The 19,118-nt window shown below is 60.0% G+C and carries 6 protein-coding genes; 3 read left to right on the plus strand and 3 right to left on the minus strand.

Annotated features, from left to right (window positions below):
- Positions 1-108: 108 nt before the first annotated feature.
- The 3 genes from HY962_07560 to HY962_07570 all read right to left on the minus strand — a co-directional run bounded on the left by HY962_07560 (position 109) and on the right by HY962_07570 (position 12,377).
- Entirely contained in the window at positions 109-10,221 is a 10,113-nt protein-coding gene (locus HY962_07560) for a T9SS type A sorting domain-containing protein (protein MBI5646774.1), read from the minus strand.
- Positions 10,222-10,467: 246 nt separating this feature from the next.
- Positions 10,468-11,100, minus strand: a complete 633-nt coding sequence (locus HY962_07565) for a bifunctional 4-hydroxy-2-oxoglutarate aldolase/2-dehydro-3-deoxy-phosphogluconate aldolase (protein ID MBI5646775.1) — start codon at positions 11,098-11,100, stop codon at positions 10,468-10,470.
- Between the two features lie 248 nt (positions 11,101-11,348).
- Entirely contained in the window at positions 11,349-12,377 is a 1,029-nt protein-coding gene (locus tag HY962_07570; protein ID MBI5646776.1) for a sugar kinase, read from the minus strand.
- A gap of 1,162 nt (positions 12,378-13,539) precedes the next feature.
- Between HY962_07570 and HY962_07575 the strand changes: the two genes are divergently transcribed.
- The 3 genes from HY962_07575 (at position 13,540) to HY962_07585 (ending at position 18,550) form a co-directional block, all read left to right on the plus strand.
- The gene (locus tag HY962_07575; GenBank protein MBI5646777.1) at positions 13,540-16,524 is read left to right on the plus strand and encodes a hypothetical protein; all 2,985 of its coding nucleotides are present in this window, start codon (positions 13,540-13,542) and stop codon (positions 16,522-16,524) included.
- Positions 16,521-17,963, plus strand: a complete 1,443-nt coding sequence (locus HY962_07580) for a hypothetical protein (GenBank protein MBI5646778.1) — start codon at positions 16,521-16,523, stop codon at positions 17,961-17,963. The genes HY962_07575 and HY962_07580 overlap by 4 nt, the downstream gene beginning before the upstream one ends.
- Before the next feature lie 125 nt (positions 17,964-18,088).
- On the plus strand, positions 18,089-18,550 hold the full coding sequence (locus HY962_07585; GenBank protein ID MBI5646779.1) for a CoA-binding protein: 462 nt from the start codon (positions 18,089-18,091) through the stop codon (positions 18,548-18,550).
- Positions 18,551-19,118: the final 568 nt, after the last annotated feature.

Here is a 19,118-nt window from a genome sequence, read left to right on the forward strand (position 1 = left end):
CCCGCTCGCGGGTCCAGACTGACACGGCGTCTTTACCTCTTTACCTCTTTACCTCTTTACGTCTTTACGTCTTTACCTCTTTACGTCTTTACGTCTACCGTCTCACGTCTACCGCGCGAGAATCATCGTGCCCGACTTCGTGCTCGCACCTGCCGTCACAGTGTAGATATACACACCACTGGGCAGTTCGCGCGCGAAGAAGGTGACCGAATGTGTGCCCGAGGGCAACACGCCGTTCTGCAGTGTTTCAACCAGACGGCCCGACGCGTCGTGGACGCGAACGGTCACGTGTTCTTCCGTCGGAAGAGCGAAGCTGATCGTGGTGCCGGGATTAAACGGATTCGGATAATTCGCAAAGAGACGGAAGCCGTCGGGTGTGCCCAGTGCCACACGCACCTCGTTCGAATACTCGACCGTGCCGTCACGATCGATCATACGGAGACGGTACACGATGTCGCCCGATTTCGGCAGGCGGTCGTCGATGAAGCTGTACGAGGTCGGCGTGTCCACCGAACCGCGTGCGTTCACCGATCCGATTTCCTCCCAGCCGGCGTTCGTACGCCGCTCGACTGCGTAGCGGAAAGCGTTGAGTTCGCTCGTCGTACTCCAATCGAGCCGCACCGTGTTGCCGAGCAGACGTGCCGTGAAGGCGGCAAGTTCGACAGGCAACGGCGACGCGACATCGGCGATGGTGAATTCAGAGAACGTGATGAAGCCGCCGTGTTTCACGGTGTTGTTGGCGGTGTCGACGATCGATGTCGGGTAGGAGGCCCAGGGATTTGTACCGTCGCGTTTGCCCATCGTGATGTTCGATTCGTAGGGCACCGATCCAAGCATGTTCGGAGCATAGTACAATGTCAGATCGTACATGTATCCGCTGCCGCCCGTCTCCGTGATGCTCCAATACGCGGATCCGTAATTGCCCTGCGTCACGCCCGACGGCGCAACACCCGTGTAGAACTTGAAGTCCAGCGAGGACGGAAGACCCGTGTAACCCGGGTACCAATAGATCTTTCCGACCAGACGTCCATAGTCGTAGAACAGCGTCGAGTCATCCGCCACGATGCCACCGACCTGCACCGCGCTGGGAGGCGTGGTACTGGTCGTGAATTCGTCGGCGCCGATGTCGGTGGCCGTGCCCGCGGTGGTCGAACGGACACCCATGGCAGTGAAGTCGTCGGCGATGGACGATGCGAGCGAACCCGCAACACCCTTGCCATTCACCGCCCAGCAGACAGCGTTTGTCGAATCGACCTTGAGATTGCCGGTAGACGGCGACACAAACAGACTCGTCGCCGCGACGGCGGACGTGGAGGTCGCGTAACTCGAAAGATCGCTGCCATTGTTCAACTTGAACAGATGGAAGCCGTAGGGCGTGGCCCCGACGATGCCGACCTTGCTTGTGTCGGGAACAACATAGAGGTTGTAATCCGACACCCAGGTCGCGGCGCCAGTACCCGTCGAGATCGCGATATTGCCGGATCCGCCACTGCGCCCGTTGTAGAGCAGGTTGTTCACGATCGTGACCGGCGTCGCTGCAGTCCGTGCAAAAGCGGAGGACGCTCCGACACTGCCCGCACTTGAACCACCGATGTACACGCTGTTGTGGAGGTATTTCACCGGACCGGCTCCGTTGTCGTCGTAGATGCCGACGATGGTGGGATCAGTGCTCGACGCGGCGTTTGTGATCGACACGTAGTTGTTCGCGAAGGTCCAATTGCCGAAGTACGACCGGATGCCGTTCAACAGCGCGCCGCTTGTTGCTCCGGAGCTGTTGACGAGGCCGTACACCTTGTTGTTGCTCAGGGTTCCTGTCGATCCGCTGCCACCGATCACAATACCCTGAACCGCGGTCGCTGTGACTCCGGAGCCACCGCCCCCTGTGTTCGAAAGATTGTAGATCTGGTTGTCGCGAATCACATGGCCCGTACCGGTCGATGTGTGAGAGAGACCGATCAGGGCAGATGTTGTGGTTGTGGTTGTGCTGGCAAAGTCATTCGAGATGTCATGAATCATATTCCCGCGTATGTCGGACACGCCGGCGGTGCGATACATTCCCGCCATCGCCGCCGAGGCCGTGCCGGTGTACGTCAGGTTCGCCACAGTGTTATTGTACACCCACAGTGAATCACTCGAGGTGAGATACATGAGGTACGTGGTACCGGCGCGTGTCGACATAATGCTGCTTGCGACCGTTCCATCACCGATGAGATTTCCACTGCTCACACCGACTTGCGCCTTTCCGCTGGCAATATAGATCCAATACGAGGAGCCGGATGCACCGGTGAACGAGAAGTTCTGGTAGGTGTTACCCGAAAACACGTTGGTAAGTGTGCTGCCGGTGTTCAGATATGTGCCGTAGAACGTGCCCGTGCCGCCGACGACATATGCGGCCCCTCCACAATTCGGCGCCGATCCGCCAAAGAAATTGTTGGTGATGGTGTAGCCGACCGGTGTTCCGACGGAGAGATAGATCAGATAATGTGTGGAGGCGATCACAACACTTCCATCGTTGAAGAAGCTGTTGCCGCTTATCGAGAGGTTGTTGCCGAGTCCGTTGGTCGACGCGTAGATACCGTAGTTGTAGAAATTCGAGAACTCGTTGTCGGTGATCTTCAGATTGTCGTGTGTGATATTCGCCGCGCCTGTGCCGTAGATGCACGAGCCGGGCAGACTGGCCGAATCGGATCGTGCGCGCAGCCAGCTCTGGGTGATCACGTTGTCGTCGTGGCCTGTGGTGGTGCCCGCATTGAAGCGGATGATGCCACCTGTCGACGTGGTGTAATTGCCCTCCACGATCATATAGCGGAGAGTATCATTCGAGGCATCATTGTCGAACTGCACCGTCGGCGCCGTGGTACCGATGTTGAGCAGGCGCAGGTAGCGTCCACTGCCGTTGTAGCGGCCGTCGAAGGTGACACGGTCGGCGCCGTTGAACCGGATCATGCCGCTCGTGGTGATACCGCGAATCGTGCGCAGCGAGGCGCCGCTCGGTTCGATACGGATGGTGAATGGAGAGTTAGGAGGATTGGTGGCAACAGCGTTTAATCCGTAGGTGCCGTCCTCATATGTGCTGTCGGTTATCGAGACAAAAAGGTCACCGCTCAACACGCTGCCGTTGACGGCCTCAAACAGACCGCCCGCGCCCGTCAGGGACGGATAGGTTCCAGGGACGGTCACGGTACCGCTGAGCGTTCCCGCGATGGTGTACTTGTACACGTTCGCCGTATCACCGATCGGGAATGCCGTGTTTGTAAGCGCCACACTGCTCGGAGCAGCCGCAAACGTTCCGCGGAAGATGCCGACATTCGGCGTGGTGGCAATATCCTGTGCGGTGACGAAGTACCAGACGGTATCGCCGTTGGCGATGCTGCCGCCGGGGAGTTTCGCGTAGTCGATGGTGAAATCGAACGGCGATGTGCCGCCGTTGGCTTCGACCCATTTCCAGCCCTCGGTGGCGCTGGTGTTGTCGTTCCACTCGTTGTAGAGACGGCCCTTCTTGTAATAGACACGCGGACGTGTGCCGCTTGTACCATTCACACCGCTGATATCGGTGATTGTAACGTTCTGGAAAGCGCGTGTCGCAGCGACGATGCCCGTGGGCAGTGCTGAATAGGCAATGCTGGGAGCAACAATATCGAGCATCGTGAAGTCGCCCTCATCCGCTCCGATGTCGGTGCCCGTCACACTGGCACCCGCGTAGCCGGTGGCGCCGTACCGCGTGTTGCCGTCGTAATCGTTGTCGAGAGCGACCGTGGTGATACGCGCGCCCGAACCTTCACACTGTGTCGCCGTCGATGTGGAGAGGTGCAGGTTGTATGGAGCGGTTGTCGTATTGATAAACGGCGGAAGTTCCGTCACCGCCGCCGCATCGCGCGGTGTGACGCGGGCCTTGTACTGCGTGAGCGTCTGATCCGTATTTGTGCCATCATAGAACAGCAGACGCTGCGTCGAAGGCGTGCCCGCATACAGGCAGTTTGTGTTCGAGGAGTCGAGCATCGATGAGATCGTCGTCGACGAACGCTGATACGCAACCACGCGGCCGGTGGTGCCGGGCGTGGAATTGTTCACGATGATGTTGCCGCGCAGATCGACCGTCGGCGTGGTGCTGGCATACAGGCCCGTTGCGCCAAATGAAGGCGACGTGCTCGAACCGTCGAGGTAAATCGAATTGTGGTACATCCGCTGCGTGGTCGGTCCGCTGATGTACACGCCGTAGATGGACGGGTTGCCACTGCCGGTTGGCGCGGTGATGTTCGACACGAGGTTGTTGACCAAATTCACCGTGGTGCCGGACGATACGTATACACCGTACGCCAGACCCGCGGACGCTGTCGCCGACACACCGCCGATGGTGTTGCGGCTGAGATTCACCGTCGTGCCGCTCGTGAGGTACATGCCGTACACGCTGCCGCCCGCGGCGGAAAGCGTATCGATGGTATTTCCGTAGATGTTCTTCGTGAGACTCGACGCCGAAACGTACATGCCGTACGTGGATCCCGTACCGAAACCGTTGTTGTTGCCCACGACATTGTTGTAGAGGTTCAGAGTTTCACCCGCACCCGGGATGTAGAAGAAGTAATTCGTCCCCGAGCCCGCCGTGGACTGTACACGGCTGTTCCCACGCACCGTGTTGTTATAGATATCGTGCTGCGAACCGACCGCGGTGTTTGATGCCGAGGAATAAATGCCGTACATCGCGCCGGTCGACGTCACCGCGCCGCTGCCGAGCGTGTTGTTGGCAACTGTGTTGCCGTACATGTTCAGGCGGTATTGGCTGCTCGAATTATACATGCCGTAGAACACCCCGGAGGTCGATGTCGGGTAGGAACAGTTCTCGACACGGTTGTTGTACACGTTCGCGGTGTTCGAGGTTCCCGAACTGCCCATTGTGATGCCGATACCGTACAGGGTGCTCGAGGCGGCACTGTCGTTGATCGAGACGTAATTGTTGTATACGTCGAAATTGGCGTTCAGCGCGGTCGTGAGGTAGAGACCGTACGCCGAGCCAAGATGTCCGAACAGGCCGTTGACGGTGTTGTTCGCGACTTTCAGATTATCCTGATACGCGATGTACATGCCGTACCCCGTGTTCGTCCCACCACCGAAATTCGACACGGTGTTGCCGCCGGCGACGCCGATCTCGGTGCCGTGATCGTAGTACACGGAATCCGACGCGCCGTACACGTAGAAGCCCATGTTTGTGTTGCTGATGGTCAGATTATAGAACCGGTTGTACGAAGACGAACCCGCCGTGTCGGTGATGGTCAGCAGGGTCGGATCGGCCGCGGTGTGATTATTCTGATAGACAGCCGCTGTGCCGCTGTTTGCCTTGTTCAATGTCAGAGTCGCGTTCCGGACGGTGACATACCGCGCACCGTCGGTGGTGGAACGCTTCAACGTCGAATACGCGTACTCGGCCTGCGTGGTCGCATTCAGATTCGACGAGCTTTCCTGCACGTCGATGCCGTCGAAGGTCACATAGTCGGTTCCTTCGATCTCGATCACGCCGTCCTCTCCGCCGACGCCTGTACCCGCCGTGATAAGCGGATTCGCGCCGGAACCGGATTTCTGGAAGGTGATTGTGTTGGTGGCGTTGGACGTGGTGGTGGAGAGCAGCATGTTGATGCCCGTCTCCGTATGACCCGCCGCGACGTTGAAGGTGACCGGACCCGCAACTCCGAGCGTTGTCAGATCGGCGAAGGCGTCGGCAATCGACAGGTAGGTGGTGCAGGACGGAGTGCCGACATTGCTCACCGTATACGTGCCGCTCAGCGCCGACTTGATGTAGCGCGCGCCGCTCGGCGACGAGGGTGACGACGCATACCCCGTGCCGCCCGCTATCGCGCTGTCGAGTGTCGCGTCGAGCACGTTGCAGGCACTTGCACCGCTGTTCACGTCGTACACAAGCCAGAAGTAGTTTGTGCCCGGAACCAGCGCCTGGGAACCACTCAGGGTGAAAGCACCGCTGGGATTCGCGATGCCGGCGCCGAACTGATTCGTGGAGTCAAACACCGAACTGGTGCCGGTGTAGAACACCTGCGCGCTGTCGATGTCGGACGCGCTGGTTGTTCCCGTCGTGGTCAGACGCAGATCGGTCAGCGATATCGGTGACACCGCGCCAACCGCCGTAATCTCGATGCCGAGAATGCGCGCGTTGCGGGCGCCGGCCGGCACCGACGAGATCAGCGACTGCGTCGCAGCCACCGAGGATACTGTCATGCTGCTCGCGGTGAACTCGTACGCGCCGAGATCGGGCGTGCTGCTTCGCGAGGTTCCAAGGATGTCGTCGGTCACACAACTGCAACCCGCGCTGGAGAGATTTGTTCCCGCGTTGTCGAGAGCTGCCGTCTGTGGTTTGAAATTGCCGTTCGCCGCATTTTCGTAGGAGGGATCCACACTCACGCTGTTGATGTCGTAGCCGTTGATCAAACCCTGCCAGAGCACAAGCGTGTTGTACGAAACCGCATTCCGTGCGCCCACCGTGTTGGTACCACTCGCCGCATTCACAAACAGGTTGTTGTAGTTGCTGATCAGCGTGTCGGCCCCGGCGAGGTAGATACCGTACTTGGTACCCGTACCCGCGCGCCGCACCGTCACGTTATTGTTCAAAAACTCCACCGCGGGCGTGCTCGTGCTGCTCTGATAGTACCCGTACGTGGTGTTTGTTGTCACGGCGCCGAGATCCTCGAGGGAGACCGTGTTGTGATAAAATCGTGTCGCAGGCGCGGCCGACGCGTACAAACCGTACTGTGTGCCGCTGCCGTAGAAGTCGTACACAAGGTTGTTCTTCACGGTGATCTCCGTGCCGAGTCCGGCGGAGACGGAAGCGATGCCGATGCCGTAGGCCGCGGACGTGCTTGACGGATTCCCGTCGAAGGGCCTGCGCACGCGGTTCTTCTGGATTACGTCGGCCTTGGCGCCTGTCGAAAGGTACACACCGTAGAACGTGCTGACCGTGCTGCGCGATGTGCGCTGCACGATGTTGCCCGAAATATTCGTGCCGTTGGTGTACGTGCCGTAGATGCCGTTTGTGTAGAAGTCGTTGACCGTGTTATTCGAGACGTCGTTGTAGTCGAGGGTTGCATTCAAGGCGCCGTACATGCTGATGCCCCAGTACGGTCCGCCCGCCGTTCCGCCGGTAATGCTGTTGTTGCTGATGGTGCAGGAGTCGCCGTTGTCGGCGCCGCTCGCGGCTGCCGTGAGTGACGAGGTGAAGGCGATGCCCGAGGAGTTCGACGACGTGGTGCTGGTGACGGCGGAGAGGTTCACCGTACAACTGTCGATGGTGATCTTGTTCGCGCGGTTCCTGATCGCAAAACCGATGCCGTAGGTGTTGCTCAAGCCCTGCACGGTGAGTTTCTTGACCTTGAAATAATCGATCCTGTTGATGTCGAAGATCACGAAATTCGATGCCGAAGGTGTCGTCGTCACCGATTCGCCGTTGCCGTTGATCACGAGGAGATCGTACGGATTCGATTTCCAGATCGAATCAACCCTCACCTGCTCGTTGTAGGGACCGCTGCCCGTGGCCAGTGTGACGGTCGAGGGACCGCACATGCCGAAAAGACGCAGACGTTCGTTCAATTCCGCGAAGCTGGTGTGGTTCAAATCCGTCGCCGCGGCCGACTGGTTGATTGTGTACGCGTGTCCGTTCAACCCGGCACGGATCAGCACTGCGTTTGTGTACGAGTCGGTGGCGCTCGGTCCGCAGGTCACCTTGAGGCGGTACCAGCGGGCTGCTGTATAGGCGGGAGTCGTGTACCACGTGGTCGTTGCATTTGCGCCGCCGACCGCGTTCGCCCATGGATCGGTTACACCATTGTCGTCCGATTCCTGCCACTGATACGAAATGCCTGGATCCATCGCGACACCGTCTGCATAGATGCCGGTTGTGTCGCTGCCGCAGGCAAGTATTGGAATGACAACCGCCGATCCCGCATACGGCGCTCCGCTGCAGATGTACTGTGTGAAGTCGCCCTCGTCGGCGCCGATATCCGGTGCCGTACCGAGGCCCGCGTACACGGGATTACCGAAGCGGTCGTTGCCGTCGTAATCGACGTGTTCGAAAGTCGTCGAATTTACGCCGCCGCTTTCGACGCGTGTTGCGACGACCGGATCGATGTGCAGATCGTACGGTGGCGCTCCGACATTCACAAACGGCACATCCTCGGTGACGGTACTGTCTTCACGCGGCGGTGTCAGCGCCGCCATACGCGCCTTGTAGGCCTGTATCGTCTGATCCGAGTTGGTCGCATCGTAGTGAATGAGGCGTGTCGTGCCCGGAGTGCCGGCGTAATACAAGTTACCGTCGGATGAATCGGAGGGCTGCGCTGTCGAGGCGCTGCTACGTTGGAAGGCCACGACGCGACCCGTCGCACCCGGCGTGGACTTGTTCACCACGATGTTGTTGCGCACCTGTGTCGATGGCGTTGTGCTGATGTACAAACCCGCCGCGCCGAAGGAGCCGCTGCTGCTGGATGCATTCAGGAAAACGGTGTTATGGAGAAGGCGTACGGTCGTGGGCGTGCTGCCGGTCCAAATGCCGTAGATCGCGGGATTCGAGCTGGAGGCGGGCGTCTGCAGATTGGAAATGAAGTTGTTGAAAATGTTCACTGTCGTACCGCTGGTTGCATACACACCATACACGGTCGCGGACGAACCGCCGGCCGAAATCCCGGCGAGAGAGTTGCCGTACAGCTTCACATTCGTGCCGTTACTGTTGTAGAGCGTGTAGATGGTTCCACCCGACATGGTGAGTGAATCCACCGAGTTGCGGTAGAAGTTCTTGTTGACGGAACTGGCGGTGAGGTAATAGACGTACGAGGTGCTGGTGGAGGAGAAGGTGTTCGCTCCGATCACGTTGTCGAAGATCTCGGCCGTCTCACCCGCGCCCGCGACATAGAATACATAATGGGTGCCCGTTCCGAGCGCGGACTGGATTCTCTGATTCCCGCGTATCGTATTTCCCGCAATGGTGTGGATGCTGCCCGCGGTTGAATTGGATGCGGAGGAATAGAGACCATAAAACGAGCCGGTTCCCGTCGTCGACGCAGAGCCAACGGTGTTGTTGACGACATTGTTGCCCGTGACGTTCAGCGTGAAGGCAGCGCCCGTGCTGGAAAGGGCGTAGAAGATGCCGCTCGTCCCGGGATAGGCACAGTTTGTAATGACATTGTCGGTGATGTTTACTGTATTGGATGTGCCACTGCCCCCCATGGCCGTGCTGATGTCATACAAGGTAGACGTGGTTGTGCTTGAATCCTTCACCGTGACTGTATTCCCGGTGATGTCGAGAAACGAATTGACACCGGTCGATGTGAAGATGCCGTAAAACGTCGTGTTCGATGCGAACATCGAATTGACGGTATTGTTTTCAATTCGCGCGGAGTCCTGGTAAATCAGGTAGATTCCGTAGCCTGTTGTCGCCTGACCTCCAAAATTCTGTATCGTGTTTCCTCCCAGAGTACCGATACGGAGATTGTAGTCGTACTGATCGTAATGTGTTGACGTGCCGGCGTGACCGTAGTAGTAGATGCCATTGTACACGTTCTGTATGGTATTGCTGTAAATCTGATGATCCGCATGGCGCCCATCGATACCGGGTATCGCCCATTTGGTAGTGGCGGTTGCCAGCGTCGTGTCGGAATTCAGTCCGACGATGCCGTAGCTCGCGGTGTTCGCCTTGTTCAAGGTGATGACACAATTTTTGATCGTGATCCCGATACAGGCGTTGACATTGCTGTTGCGTCCGAACGCGTATCCATATTCGGCGCGTGCCGCGTTGTCGGTGTTTGTTGCCGCATCACTCAGATCGATGCCGTCGAAGGTCACATAGTCGGTGCCGATAAGCGCGATGATTGCGTCACCCGTGGTTTTATATCCGCGGGCCGCGGTGATCTTCGGATTTGCACCCGATCCGGATTTCTGGAATATGATCGGATTGGTACTCGATGCCGTGGAGTCCCGGAGATACCCTGCTCGGGGATTTGCCAATGTTTCCGTATGCCCCGCCGTGACGTCGAAGGTCACGCCACCAAAGCCGACGCCGCTGCTGTTAATTGCAGCGATAGCCGATTGGATCGTCGGGTAAAGGCCGGATGGAATGGTGTAGGTGCCTGACAACTGCGCGGATGCGGTTGCGCTGAGCAGGACGAAGACGACGGCGGTTCCAAGAAGAGCAAGACTCCTCTGAACCGGGTTCCCTGTACCATGTGCCATGGAGAACTCCACTGATAGTGTAAGATTGTGTCACAAAATAAGGCGGAGAAAGATGTTCAACGTCGGGCGGACGACCGGAGGCAGGCGGTAGAACAGTCCGTGTGTTGGTGAGTGGGCCACCAACTGGTGGAAGCGGAATGTATTATAGAGGTGTCTCTCAAAGAGTGACACACGTAAAAGTAGACCCCGGCCCCGAGAAAAACAAACGGGTTCGGCAGATAATACTCGATTTAGATTGTTAATATTTCACGCGATAGAGTCGCACAGTCTGGAGGCACGCAAGCGCAATTCCCCATATTCACCGCGCCTGACCGCTTGTGGCGAAACGAGAGCTGATCCGAGTCCCAATGCTGTTGAACCGGCCTCGATCCATGACCGTGCATTGTCGAGGGTCACCCCCCCGGTCGGTATAAGTTTCAGTGCGGGCATCGGAGCCAGGACGGCCTTGATGAAGGCGGGTCCGAGTCCATCCGAGGGGAAGACCTTCACAAAGTCCGCTCCCGCCTCTGTCGCCCGAAGGATCTCGGTCGGCGTGTACGCGCCCGGTATCGCCACGAGTCCCGTCTTCGCGGCGACATCCATCATGCCGGAGGAGAAGACGGGACTGACGAGGAACTCCGCTCCCGCGTCGGCGGCCTGCGCGGCCTGTGCGGCGTTGAGGATGGAACCCGCGCCGAGAAGTATTTCGTTTCCATACTCGGCCCGGAGCACCGCGATCATGTCCATCGCACCCGGCGTGGTCAAGGTAATCTCGACGATCGATATCCCTCCGCCCAGCAAGGCCTCTACCACACGCGGTATCGGTCCAGCATCATCCAGCCGGACGACTGCAATGAGGCGGGATGTTTCGATGCGGTGTATTGCGGCGGTATGTGGCATTGTGGTATAGGAGATGGGGGAAGAGAGAAGAGGGAAGAGGGAAGAGGGAAGAGAGAAGAGAGAAGAGAGAAGAGAGAAGAGGGAAGAGGTAAACGGTACACGGGGAACGCTGAGTACTCAACAGGGAACGATACGCAGAAAAGAGGAACAATGCGTAATCGGTCATACGTATTTTTCTCCTTCCCTCTTCCCTCTTCCCCCGTTACCCGTTACCCGTTGACCGTTAACCGTTAACCGTTCCCCGTTCGTCAGCGGCGGACACGGCCGGAGAGATCGCCGGAGGCGACGGCATCGATTTCGGCGGCGGAGGCGACGAGGAAATCTCCGGGTATGCTGTGTTTGAGTGCGGACGCGGCCACGGCAAAGTCGAGCGTGTGTTGCGGATCCCACGCGCTGACGCTTCCGTGTATGAGTCCGGCTGCGAAGGCGTCGCCCGCGCCCACACGATCCACAACCTCGATGTCGTAGGTGCGTGTGGTGAACAGACGGCCGTCGGTGTAGAGCAGAGCCGACCATCCGTTGCTGCCCGCGGAGCGGCTCTGCCGCAGCGTGATCGCAACGGAGGGAATGCCGAAGCGTTCGGCGATGCCCTGCGCGAGATCCGCGTAGGCCTGTGCGTCGATGACGCCCGATTCCGCATCCCCGCGCGCGGGCGGCATGCCGAGCACATCGGCGGGATCTGTTTCATTTGCGATGAGCAGATCGGTGGAACGGACAAGGTCCGTCAGGAGGGCGCCGGCCTCCTCGCGTGTCCAGAGATTTTTTCTGTAGTTCAGATCGAAACTCACGCGCACTCCCCTGCTCCGCGCCTCGGTCATTGCCGCACGCGTGGCTTCGGTACACGCGGATGAAAGCGCGGGCGTGATGCCTGTCACATGCAAGTGCGCTGCGCCGTCGAGCAACGCGGGCCAGTCGTAGGCGGCCGCGTCGGAGGTGGCGAAGGAGGATCCCGCGCGGTCGTACACCACGCGTGACGGCCGCATCGACGCGCCGTGCTCCAGATAGTACACACCGATGCGCGAACCGCCGCGCATAACGGCGGACGTGTCGACGCCGCAGCCGCGCAACGTCTGCAGCGCCGCATCACCGAGGGGATTGTGCGGGAGCGAGGATACAAACACGGCGTGATGGTCCAGGCCCGCGAGCGCCACGGCCACGTTGGCCTCGGCGCCCCCGAAGCGCAATTCCAATGCCTTCGCCTGCACAAGCCGTTCGTGTCCCGCCGGCGAGAGGCGCAGCATGATTTCGCCGAAACAGAGTATCCGGGATTTTTTCATGTGATGAAAATATCGAAAATCCTGCGTCGATTCTATACGTGGTTTTTGGCTCCGTTATTATTCCTCCTCACATGTGTGTGAGGAGACAGGAGGAAGGAGACAGGAGACACGCATTGAACCGATTCGCTCCTGCCTCCTGTATCCTGTTTCCTCACACGGACGGAGTAGATCGATCTACTATCTACCCATCTACCAACTACCAACTACCAACTACCGTTGCCGACCCCATCTTGTGACAAAACCTGCCGGGTCTATTGTGAGACTTCTTCTTTCTTTTGTCTTGACACAAAAGAAAGAAGCAAAGAAAAAGTCAAGGCTGTCGGAAAATTCCGGCCAAAATCTCGCATCGGCTCGCGCGGATGCAAACTCGCCCCGCGTCCTGACGGACGCGGGTCTCGAACAGGCATCCGCTTGTGCTCGCCTCACGCGGATTTTGTCTCGTAATTTTCCTAAGGCCGTTTTTTGTTTCGCTTCAATGCGTGTAATTCGGCTCCTTGCTCCTTTATCCTCACATGTGTGTGAGGAGACAGAGGAAGGAGACAGGAGACGCGCATTGAACCGATTCGCTCCTGCCTCCTGCATCCTGACTCCTCACACGGACGAGTAGATCGATCTACTATCTACCCATCTACCAACTACCAACTACCTTTGCCAACCCCATCTTGTGACAAAACCTGCCGGGTCTATTGTGAGACTTCTTCTTTCTTTTGTCTTGACACAAAAGAAAGAAGCAAAGAAAAAGTCAAGGCTGTCGGAAAATTCCGGCCAAAATCTCGCGTCGGCTCGCGCGGATGCAAACTCGCCCCGCGTCCTGACGGACGCGGGTCTCGAACAGGCATCCGCTTGTGCTCGCCTCCCGCGGATTTTGTCTCATAATTTTCCTAAGGCCGGTTTTTATGTCGCTTCTACGCGTGTACTTCGGCTCCTTGCTCCGTCATCCGCAGATTTGTGTGAGGAGACAGGAGGAAGGAGACAGGAGGCACAGCCTGACACGATTCGCTCCTGCCTCCTGTATCCTGTCTCCTCACACGGACGAGTAGATCGATCTACTCTCTACCCATCTACCAACTACTCATCTACTTGTTCCGGCAGACAGTTCTCGCGTGGGATGTGCAAGAGACACCGGCACTGCGTACTTTTCCAATCTGAAAGGAGATACCTCGTGATACGACATATCGGAGTGATAATTCTGTTGTTTGCAGCGGCGGCGGTTGCCACCGCGCAGAACGACAGCGTGGATGTGACCTTCCGCTACACATCCGCAGGTAATCCATCGCTGGTGCATCTGCCGGGCGAGTTCAACAATTGGGCGAACAATTCCGGCGGCAGCATCACACCAAACGCGCGTTGGACCATGGTGAAGAACGCCGCCGGGGTGTGGGAAAAAACCGTGCGGCTGAAAACGGGCGGCGGCACGGGTCCGGGCGGATCGTACCAGTACAAATTCAACGAGAACGGCACGTCCGACGGCTGGCTGGCGGATCCGTTGAATCCGCGCACCTTCGGATCCTACGGCAACAGCATCATCGCCATCGGCGCACCGACCATCTTTCCCCTGCTCCCGAAACCGGGCGGCATCGTGTCCGTCGACACGCCGCGCATCACCGCGGGCATCTTTCCCGCCATCGGCAGCAGCATCGACACCGCGGCCACCACACTGACGGTCGACGGTGTGATCGTCGCACATGGTGGTGTGTACGACGCGGCGAGCGGACGCTTCACAGTGCTCCTCCCGCAGCAAAACGACGGCGAACATACAGTGCTGCTGCGCGCGGCGGATTCACGCGGACGCTTCACCAGCGACTCGACACGATTCACGGTGAAAGCCGCGCCGCTGCAGTGGCTCACACGCAGCAATCCGCGTGTGTACGACAGCAGCCGTATCGTGGAGGGACGTGTGACCGATGCGCGCATCACGGCCGTCTCCGTCGTGAAAAACGGATCCGACACCGCAACCGCCACGGTTCAGGGCGACACATTCCGCGCCACCATCGATCTTGTGGAAGGCGACAACGTGCTGCGTGCCGTGGGACTGCGCGACGGGCTTCCCATCCAGACCGAGTCCATCATCCTGACACGGATCATCGATCACACACCACGTCCCGTGATGACGGCCTCGCCCGGCGGCGCAAGCTTTTTCCTGAGCGCGGTGCAGAGCACCGATCCCGACGGCGATCCGCTCACCTTCCGCTGGGTGTCGGAGGACTCGCTCAATCCCGAACCGCTCGGCCTCGACCGCGAGGGCGCGATGGTCGGTGTGTTATATCCTCGCACCGATGGCGAATACTACATCCGGCTCGAGGCGCGTGATCCGGCGGGCAATCTCGGCATCGTGCGGCACTACTACACCATGTACAACGGCGAGGGTCTCAGCGGAACAAACGACAATCCGCGCTGGGTGCGCGACGCCGTGGTGTACGAGATATTCGTGCCGGCCTTGTCGCCCGCTGGCACGCTGCGCGGTGTGCTCGACCGCCTCCCCGACATGGCTGATCTTGGTGTGAACATGCTGTGGCTGATGCCCATCATGGACAACCGCGGCACCGTGAACGAATTCAACGGCGGCTACGACATCGTCGACCTGAAAAACGTGGACGAATCACTCGGCACGCTGGCCGATTTCCGTGCGCTCGTCGATGCCTGCCACGCGCGCGGGATGCGTGTGATACTCGACATCACGCCCAACCACGTGTCGTCGGAACATCCCTGGGTGCAGGACATCCGCGCCTGGAAGGATCACAGCATCTACCGCGAATACGTGGAGAACCGCGTGCTTGGAAACGCGCGCGATCTGGGCCAGTCGGTCGTAAGCGACGCGGGCTATCCGCTGTACGCGCGTTACAGCAACTGGGCGCTCCCGAACCTGAATCTCTCGAACCGCGCGACACGCGAGGCCATGCTCGACGTGTACCGCTTCTGGACGCGCGAGATGCGCGCCGACGGTTTCCGCATGGACGTGTACTGGGGCCCGCAGAACCGCTACGGCGAGGCCGTGTGGTGGCGTCCCTTCCGCGAGGAGATCAAGAGAATCAAACCCGATATTCTGATTCTCGGCGAAACGGACGGCACGGGTCCGGGCTCGGAAAAGAATTACGCCGACGGCGGCGGCGCGATGGACGCGGGCTACGACTGGAACTGGTACGGCCAGATAAAGGCGACACTCTCGAGCGGCGACGTGAACAACCTCATGAACCGCACGCGCAATTTCTCGCCCACCACGCGCTACAATCATTACACGGGTGAACATTCCTCGTATCTGCGTTTCCTCGAGAATCACGACGAGGACCGCATCGCGCAGATCTTCGCCTCGAACACCGAGCGCACAAAACCGGGCGTGGTCGTGTCGCTGACGGCGCCGGGCATGCCGATGATCTACGCGGGCCAGGAGATCGGCTGGCGCGGACGGCGCGACAAGATCACCTTCCCCGCTCCCGGCGCTTCCGCCCTGCGCGCGTATTACAAGAAGCTGATCGGCCTGCGGGCGACGCTGCCCGCGCTGCGCGATCCCGACATCACCGCGCTCGTGACGGCGGCCTCGGCCACGATGGCCTATGTGCGGCCGTGCATCAACGAAAACGTGATCGTGGCGGCGAGCTTCTCGTCGTCGGCGAACACCGTACGGCTGAACGTGGCCGAAAGCGCGCTGGCGCTGTCGCGACCGCTCGACGCCGCCGCGCGGTATTACCTGAACGACATGTTGAACGACACGACCTTTGTTGTCACGAAGGCGACACTCGGCGCCATCGAATTCGGTCTGTCGCCGTGGCAGTCGCGTGTGCTGCTGCTTTCCGACACGGCGCTCTTCCCCTTCACCACATCGACCGGATCCGTGCCCGCGCTGCCCGGCACGCTCGAGCTGGGCGGCGTGTATCCCCATCCGCTGCGTCTCGCCGGTGACGGCGCGTCGCTCACGTACACCGTCCCCGCGGCGTACGCGGGCCACCGCGTGACACTCACCGTACACGACGCGCTGGGGCGTGTGCTCGCGCGTCTCGCCGAGGGCGAAGCCGGCGCGGGCACACATGCGGCAACCATTCCCGCGGGCGCCTTCCCCGCCGCGGGCCTGGCGGCCCTGCGGCTCACGGTGACAGATAATCGGACAGGTGCATCCGAAATACGCACACTGCCCGTCCTGGTGCTGCCATGAGAGGTAGGCGCGGCCTGCTCGCCGCCATACTCTGCCTCACGTCGGCCGCATCCGTACCCGCCGCCGCACAATCCTTCTCCGCCTTTGTGGCGCGTGTGCACGCGAGTCCCGCGCCGCAGCGTCCCGCGATGGTCGACAGTTTTCTGGCGGCTCAGCAGCGGGTGCCGCTGATCGAGAGCGACACCGTGGCCGTCTTTCTCCACCGCGGCCGCGCGACACGTGTCACCGTGCCAAGTGATGCAAACGGCTGGAATCCCGACACCGACGTGATGCAGCAGCTCGCGTCGACGGATCTCTGGTACTGCATCCGCGCGTACGCGGCCGATGCGCGCATCGACTACAAGTTCACCGTCGACGGCGCGTGGATCACCGATCCGCGCAACTCCGCAACCTGCAGCGGCGGCTTCGGTCCCAACTCCGAACTGCGTATGCCGCGGTACGTGGACCGTCCCGAGCTGCACACGGATCCCGCCGTGCCACGCGGCGCGCTGTGGGACACAACCATGTCGTTCGACGGCAGGGCCCGCACCGTGCGCGTATACACACCCGCGGCATACGATACAGCGCGCGGCGCGTGTCCCGTCATACTCCTGCACGACGGACTCGAGTACATATCACTCGGCGCGGCCTGCACGGTGCTCGACAATCTCATCGCCGCGCGTCGCATACCGCCCACGATCGCGGTGTTTGTGCCTCCCGTACTGCGCAAGTCGGAATACGCCGGCGCGCGGATGGACGCCTACGCGCGCTTCATCAGCCGCGAGGTGCTGGGCGCGGTGGATGCGCGCTTCCGCACGAGGCGCGACCTGCCCGCACGCGCGGTCGCGGGTGCGTCCGACGGAGGCAACATCGCCCTGTACACGGCCATGTCGTATCCCGACGTGTTCGGCTGTGTCGCGCCACAGTCCAGCAACATCGTGCCCGTCATCGATTCGACCTTCCGTCACGGTCCCGCGCTGCCGCTGCGTGTGTACATGAGTGTGGGCACGTACGACATCCCCATACTGCTGACACTTGCGCGCGGATTTGCGCCGGTGTTGTGGGACAAGGGTTATGAGCACGTGTACAAGGAAGTGCCGGAGGGTCACAGTTGGTGCAACTGGCGCGCGCGTTTTTCCGAGACGCTGCTTTTCTTTTTCGGCGAGATGGTCACATCCGATCCAGCGCTGCCGGAGCAGGGAGGACTGCTGCTGCCACCGGCGTATCCGCAGCCCGCGACAGGAGCAACAACCATCCCCTTCCGGCTCGAACGTCCCGCACATGCGCGCCTCAGCATCAGCGACGCGCTTGGGCGCGAGGTGGCCCTGCTCGCGGATGCGAGTTACCCCGCGGGCACACACACCGCGCGGTGGGACGCGTCCGCGGCCAGCGCTGGCGCCTACATCTGCGTGCTGCGCAGCGGCCCTGTACACATAGCACGGAATATCCTCGTCTGGTGACAATTTTCCCGTTCACTGTTTCGTCGCACTTTCCGCCAGCGGCGGACTCAGTGAGACACGAGGTTGCCGTTCCGCGGTTCCCTTTCCCCGTTCACCGTTCCCCATCACTCATTACCATCACGCACATGCCCGCCATCGACAATTTCCTTGCAGCCAAACGCATCGCCTTCATCGGCGTATCACGCAATCCGAAAGAGTTCAGCCGCATGCTGTTCCGCGAGTTCCGCACACGGGGATACGACGTTGTTCCCGTCCATCCCGACGCACGCGAGATCGAGGACCTCGTCTGTTACCCGAGCATTGACGCCGTGACTCCGCCGCCCGAGGCGGCCATGTTGTTGCTGCCGAAACCGAAGCTCGCGGACGCGGTGCGCGCCTGCGGCGCAGCGGGTGTACGGCTCGTGTGGGCCTACGGTGTGACCGGCGAAAAGGAGATCCCCGCCGACGCGCACGCGGCCGCCGCCGAACACGGACTCGACTTCATCGCGGGCCACTGCCCATTTATGCTGTTACCCGACACCGGCGCCATACACCGCTTCCACGGCTGGATCTGGAGTCTCCTCGGCAAAATGCCAGAGAGGGTGTAGGGGGGGTGGTTTACAGGAGGAACGGAGGGAACGGAGGTTTTTTTTAACGCGCGACTAGGAGTGGCTGTTGGGCGTAGTGCCGTTCCCGCGGGTGGAGGGGCTGGTTTACAGGAGGAACGGAGGGAACGGAGGTTTTTTTTACGCGCGGCCTCGGGGTGGCTGTTGGGCGTAGTGCCGTTCACGCGGGTGGAGGGGTTGGTTTACAGGAGGAACGGAGGTTTTTTTATCGCGCGGCCTCGGGGTGGTTGTTGGGCGTAGTGCCGTTCACGCGGGTGGAGGGGTTGGCTTACAGGAGGAACGGAGGGAACGGAGTGTTTTTTTATCGCGCGGCATCGGGGTGGCTGTTGGGCGTAGTGCCATTCCCGCGGGTGGTAGGGCTGGCTTACAGGAGGAACGGAGGGAGCGGAGGTTTTATTACGCGCGGCTTGGGGTGGCTGTTGGGCGTAGTGCCGTTCCCGCGGGGGTGGACGGATGGGAAGGTTGAACACGATTCAACGGGTCGATGGAATTCGGGAACAAATGTTTTTCTCACTGCGTATAAAGTCCGGATTGTTTAGGGAGGACGAGA

This window comes from Ignavibacteriota bacterium (assembly GCA_016218045.1).
Lineage (GTDB): Bacteria > Bacteroidota > Ignavibacteria > SZUA-365 > SZUA-365 > JACRFB01.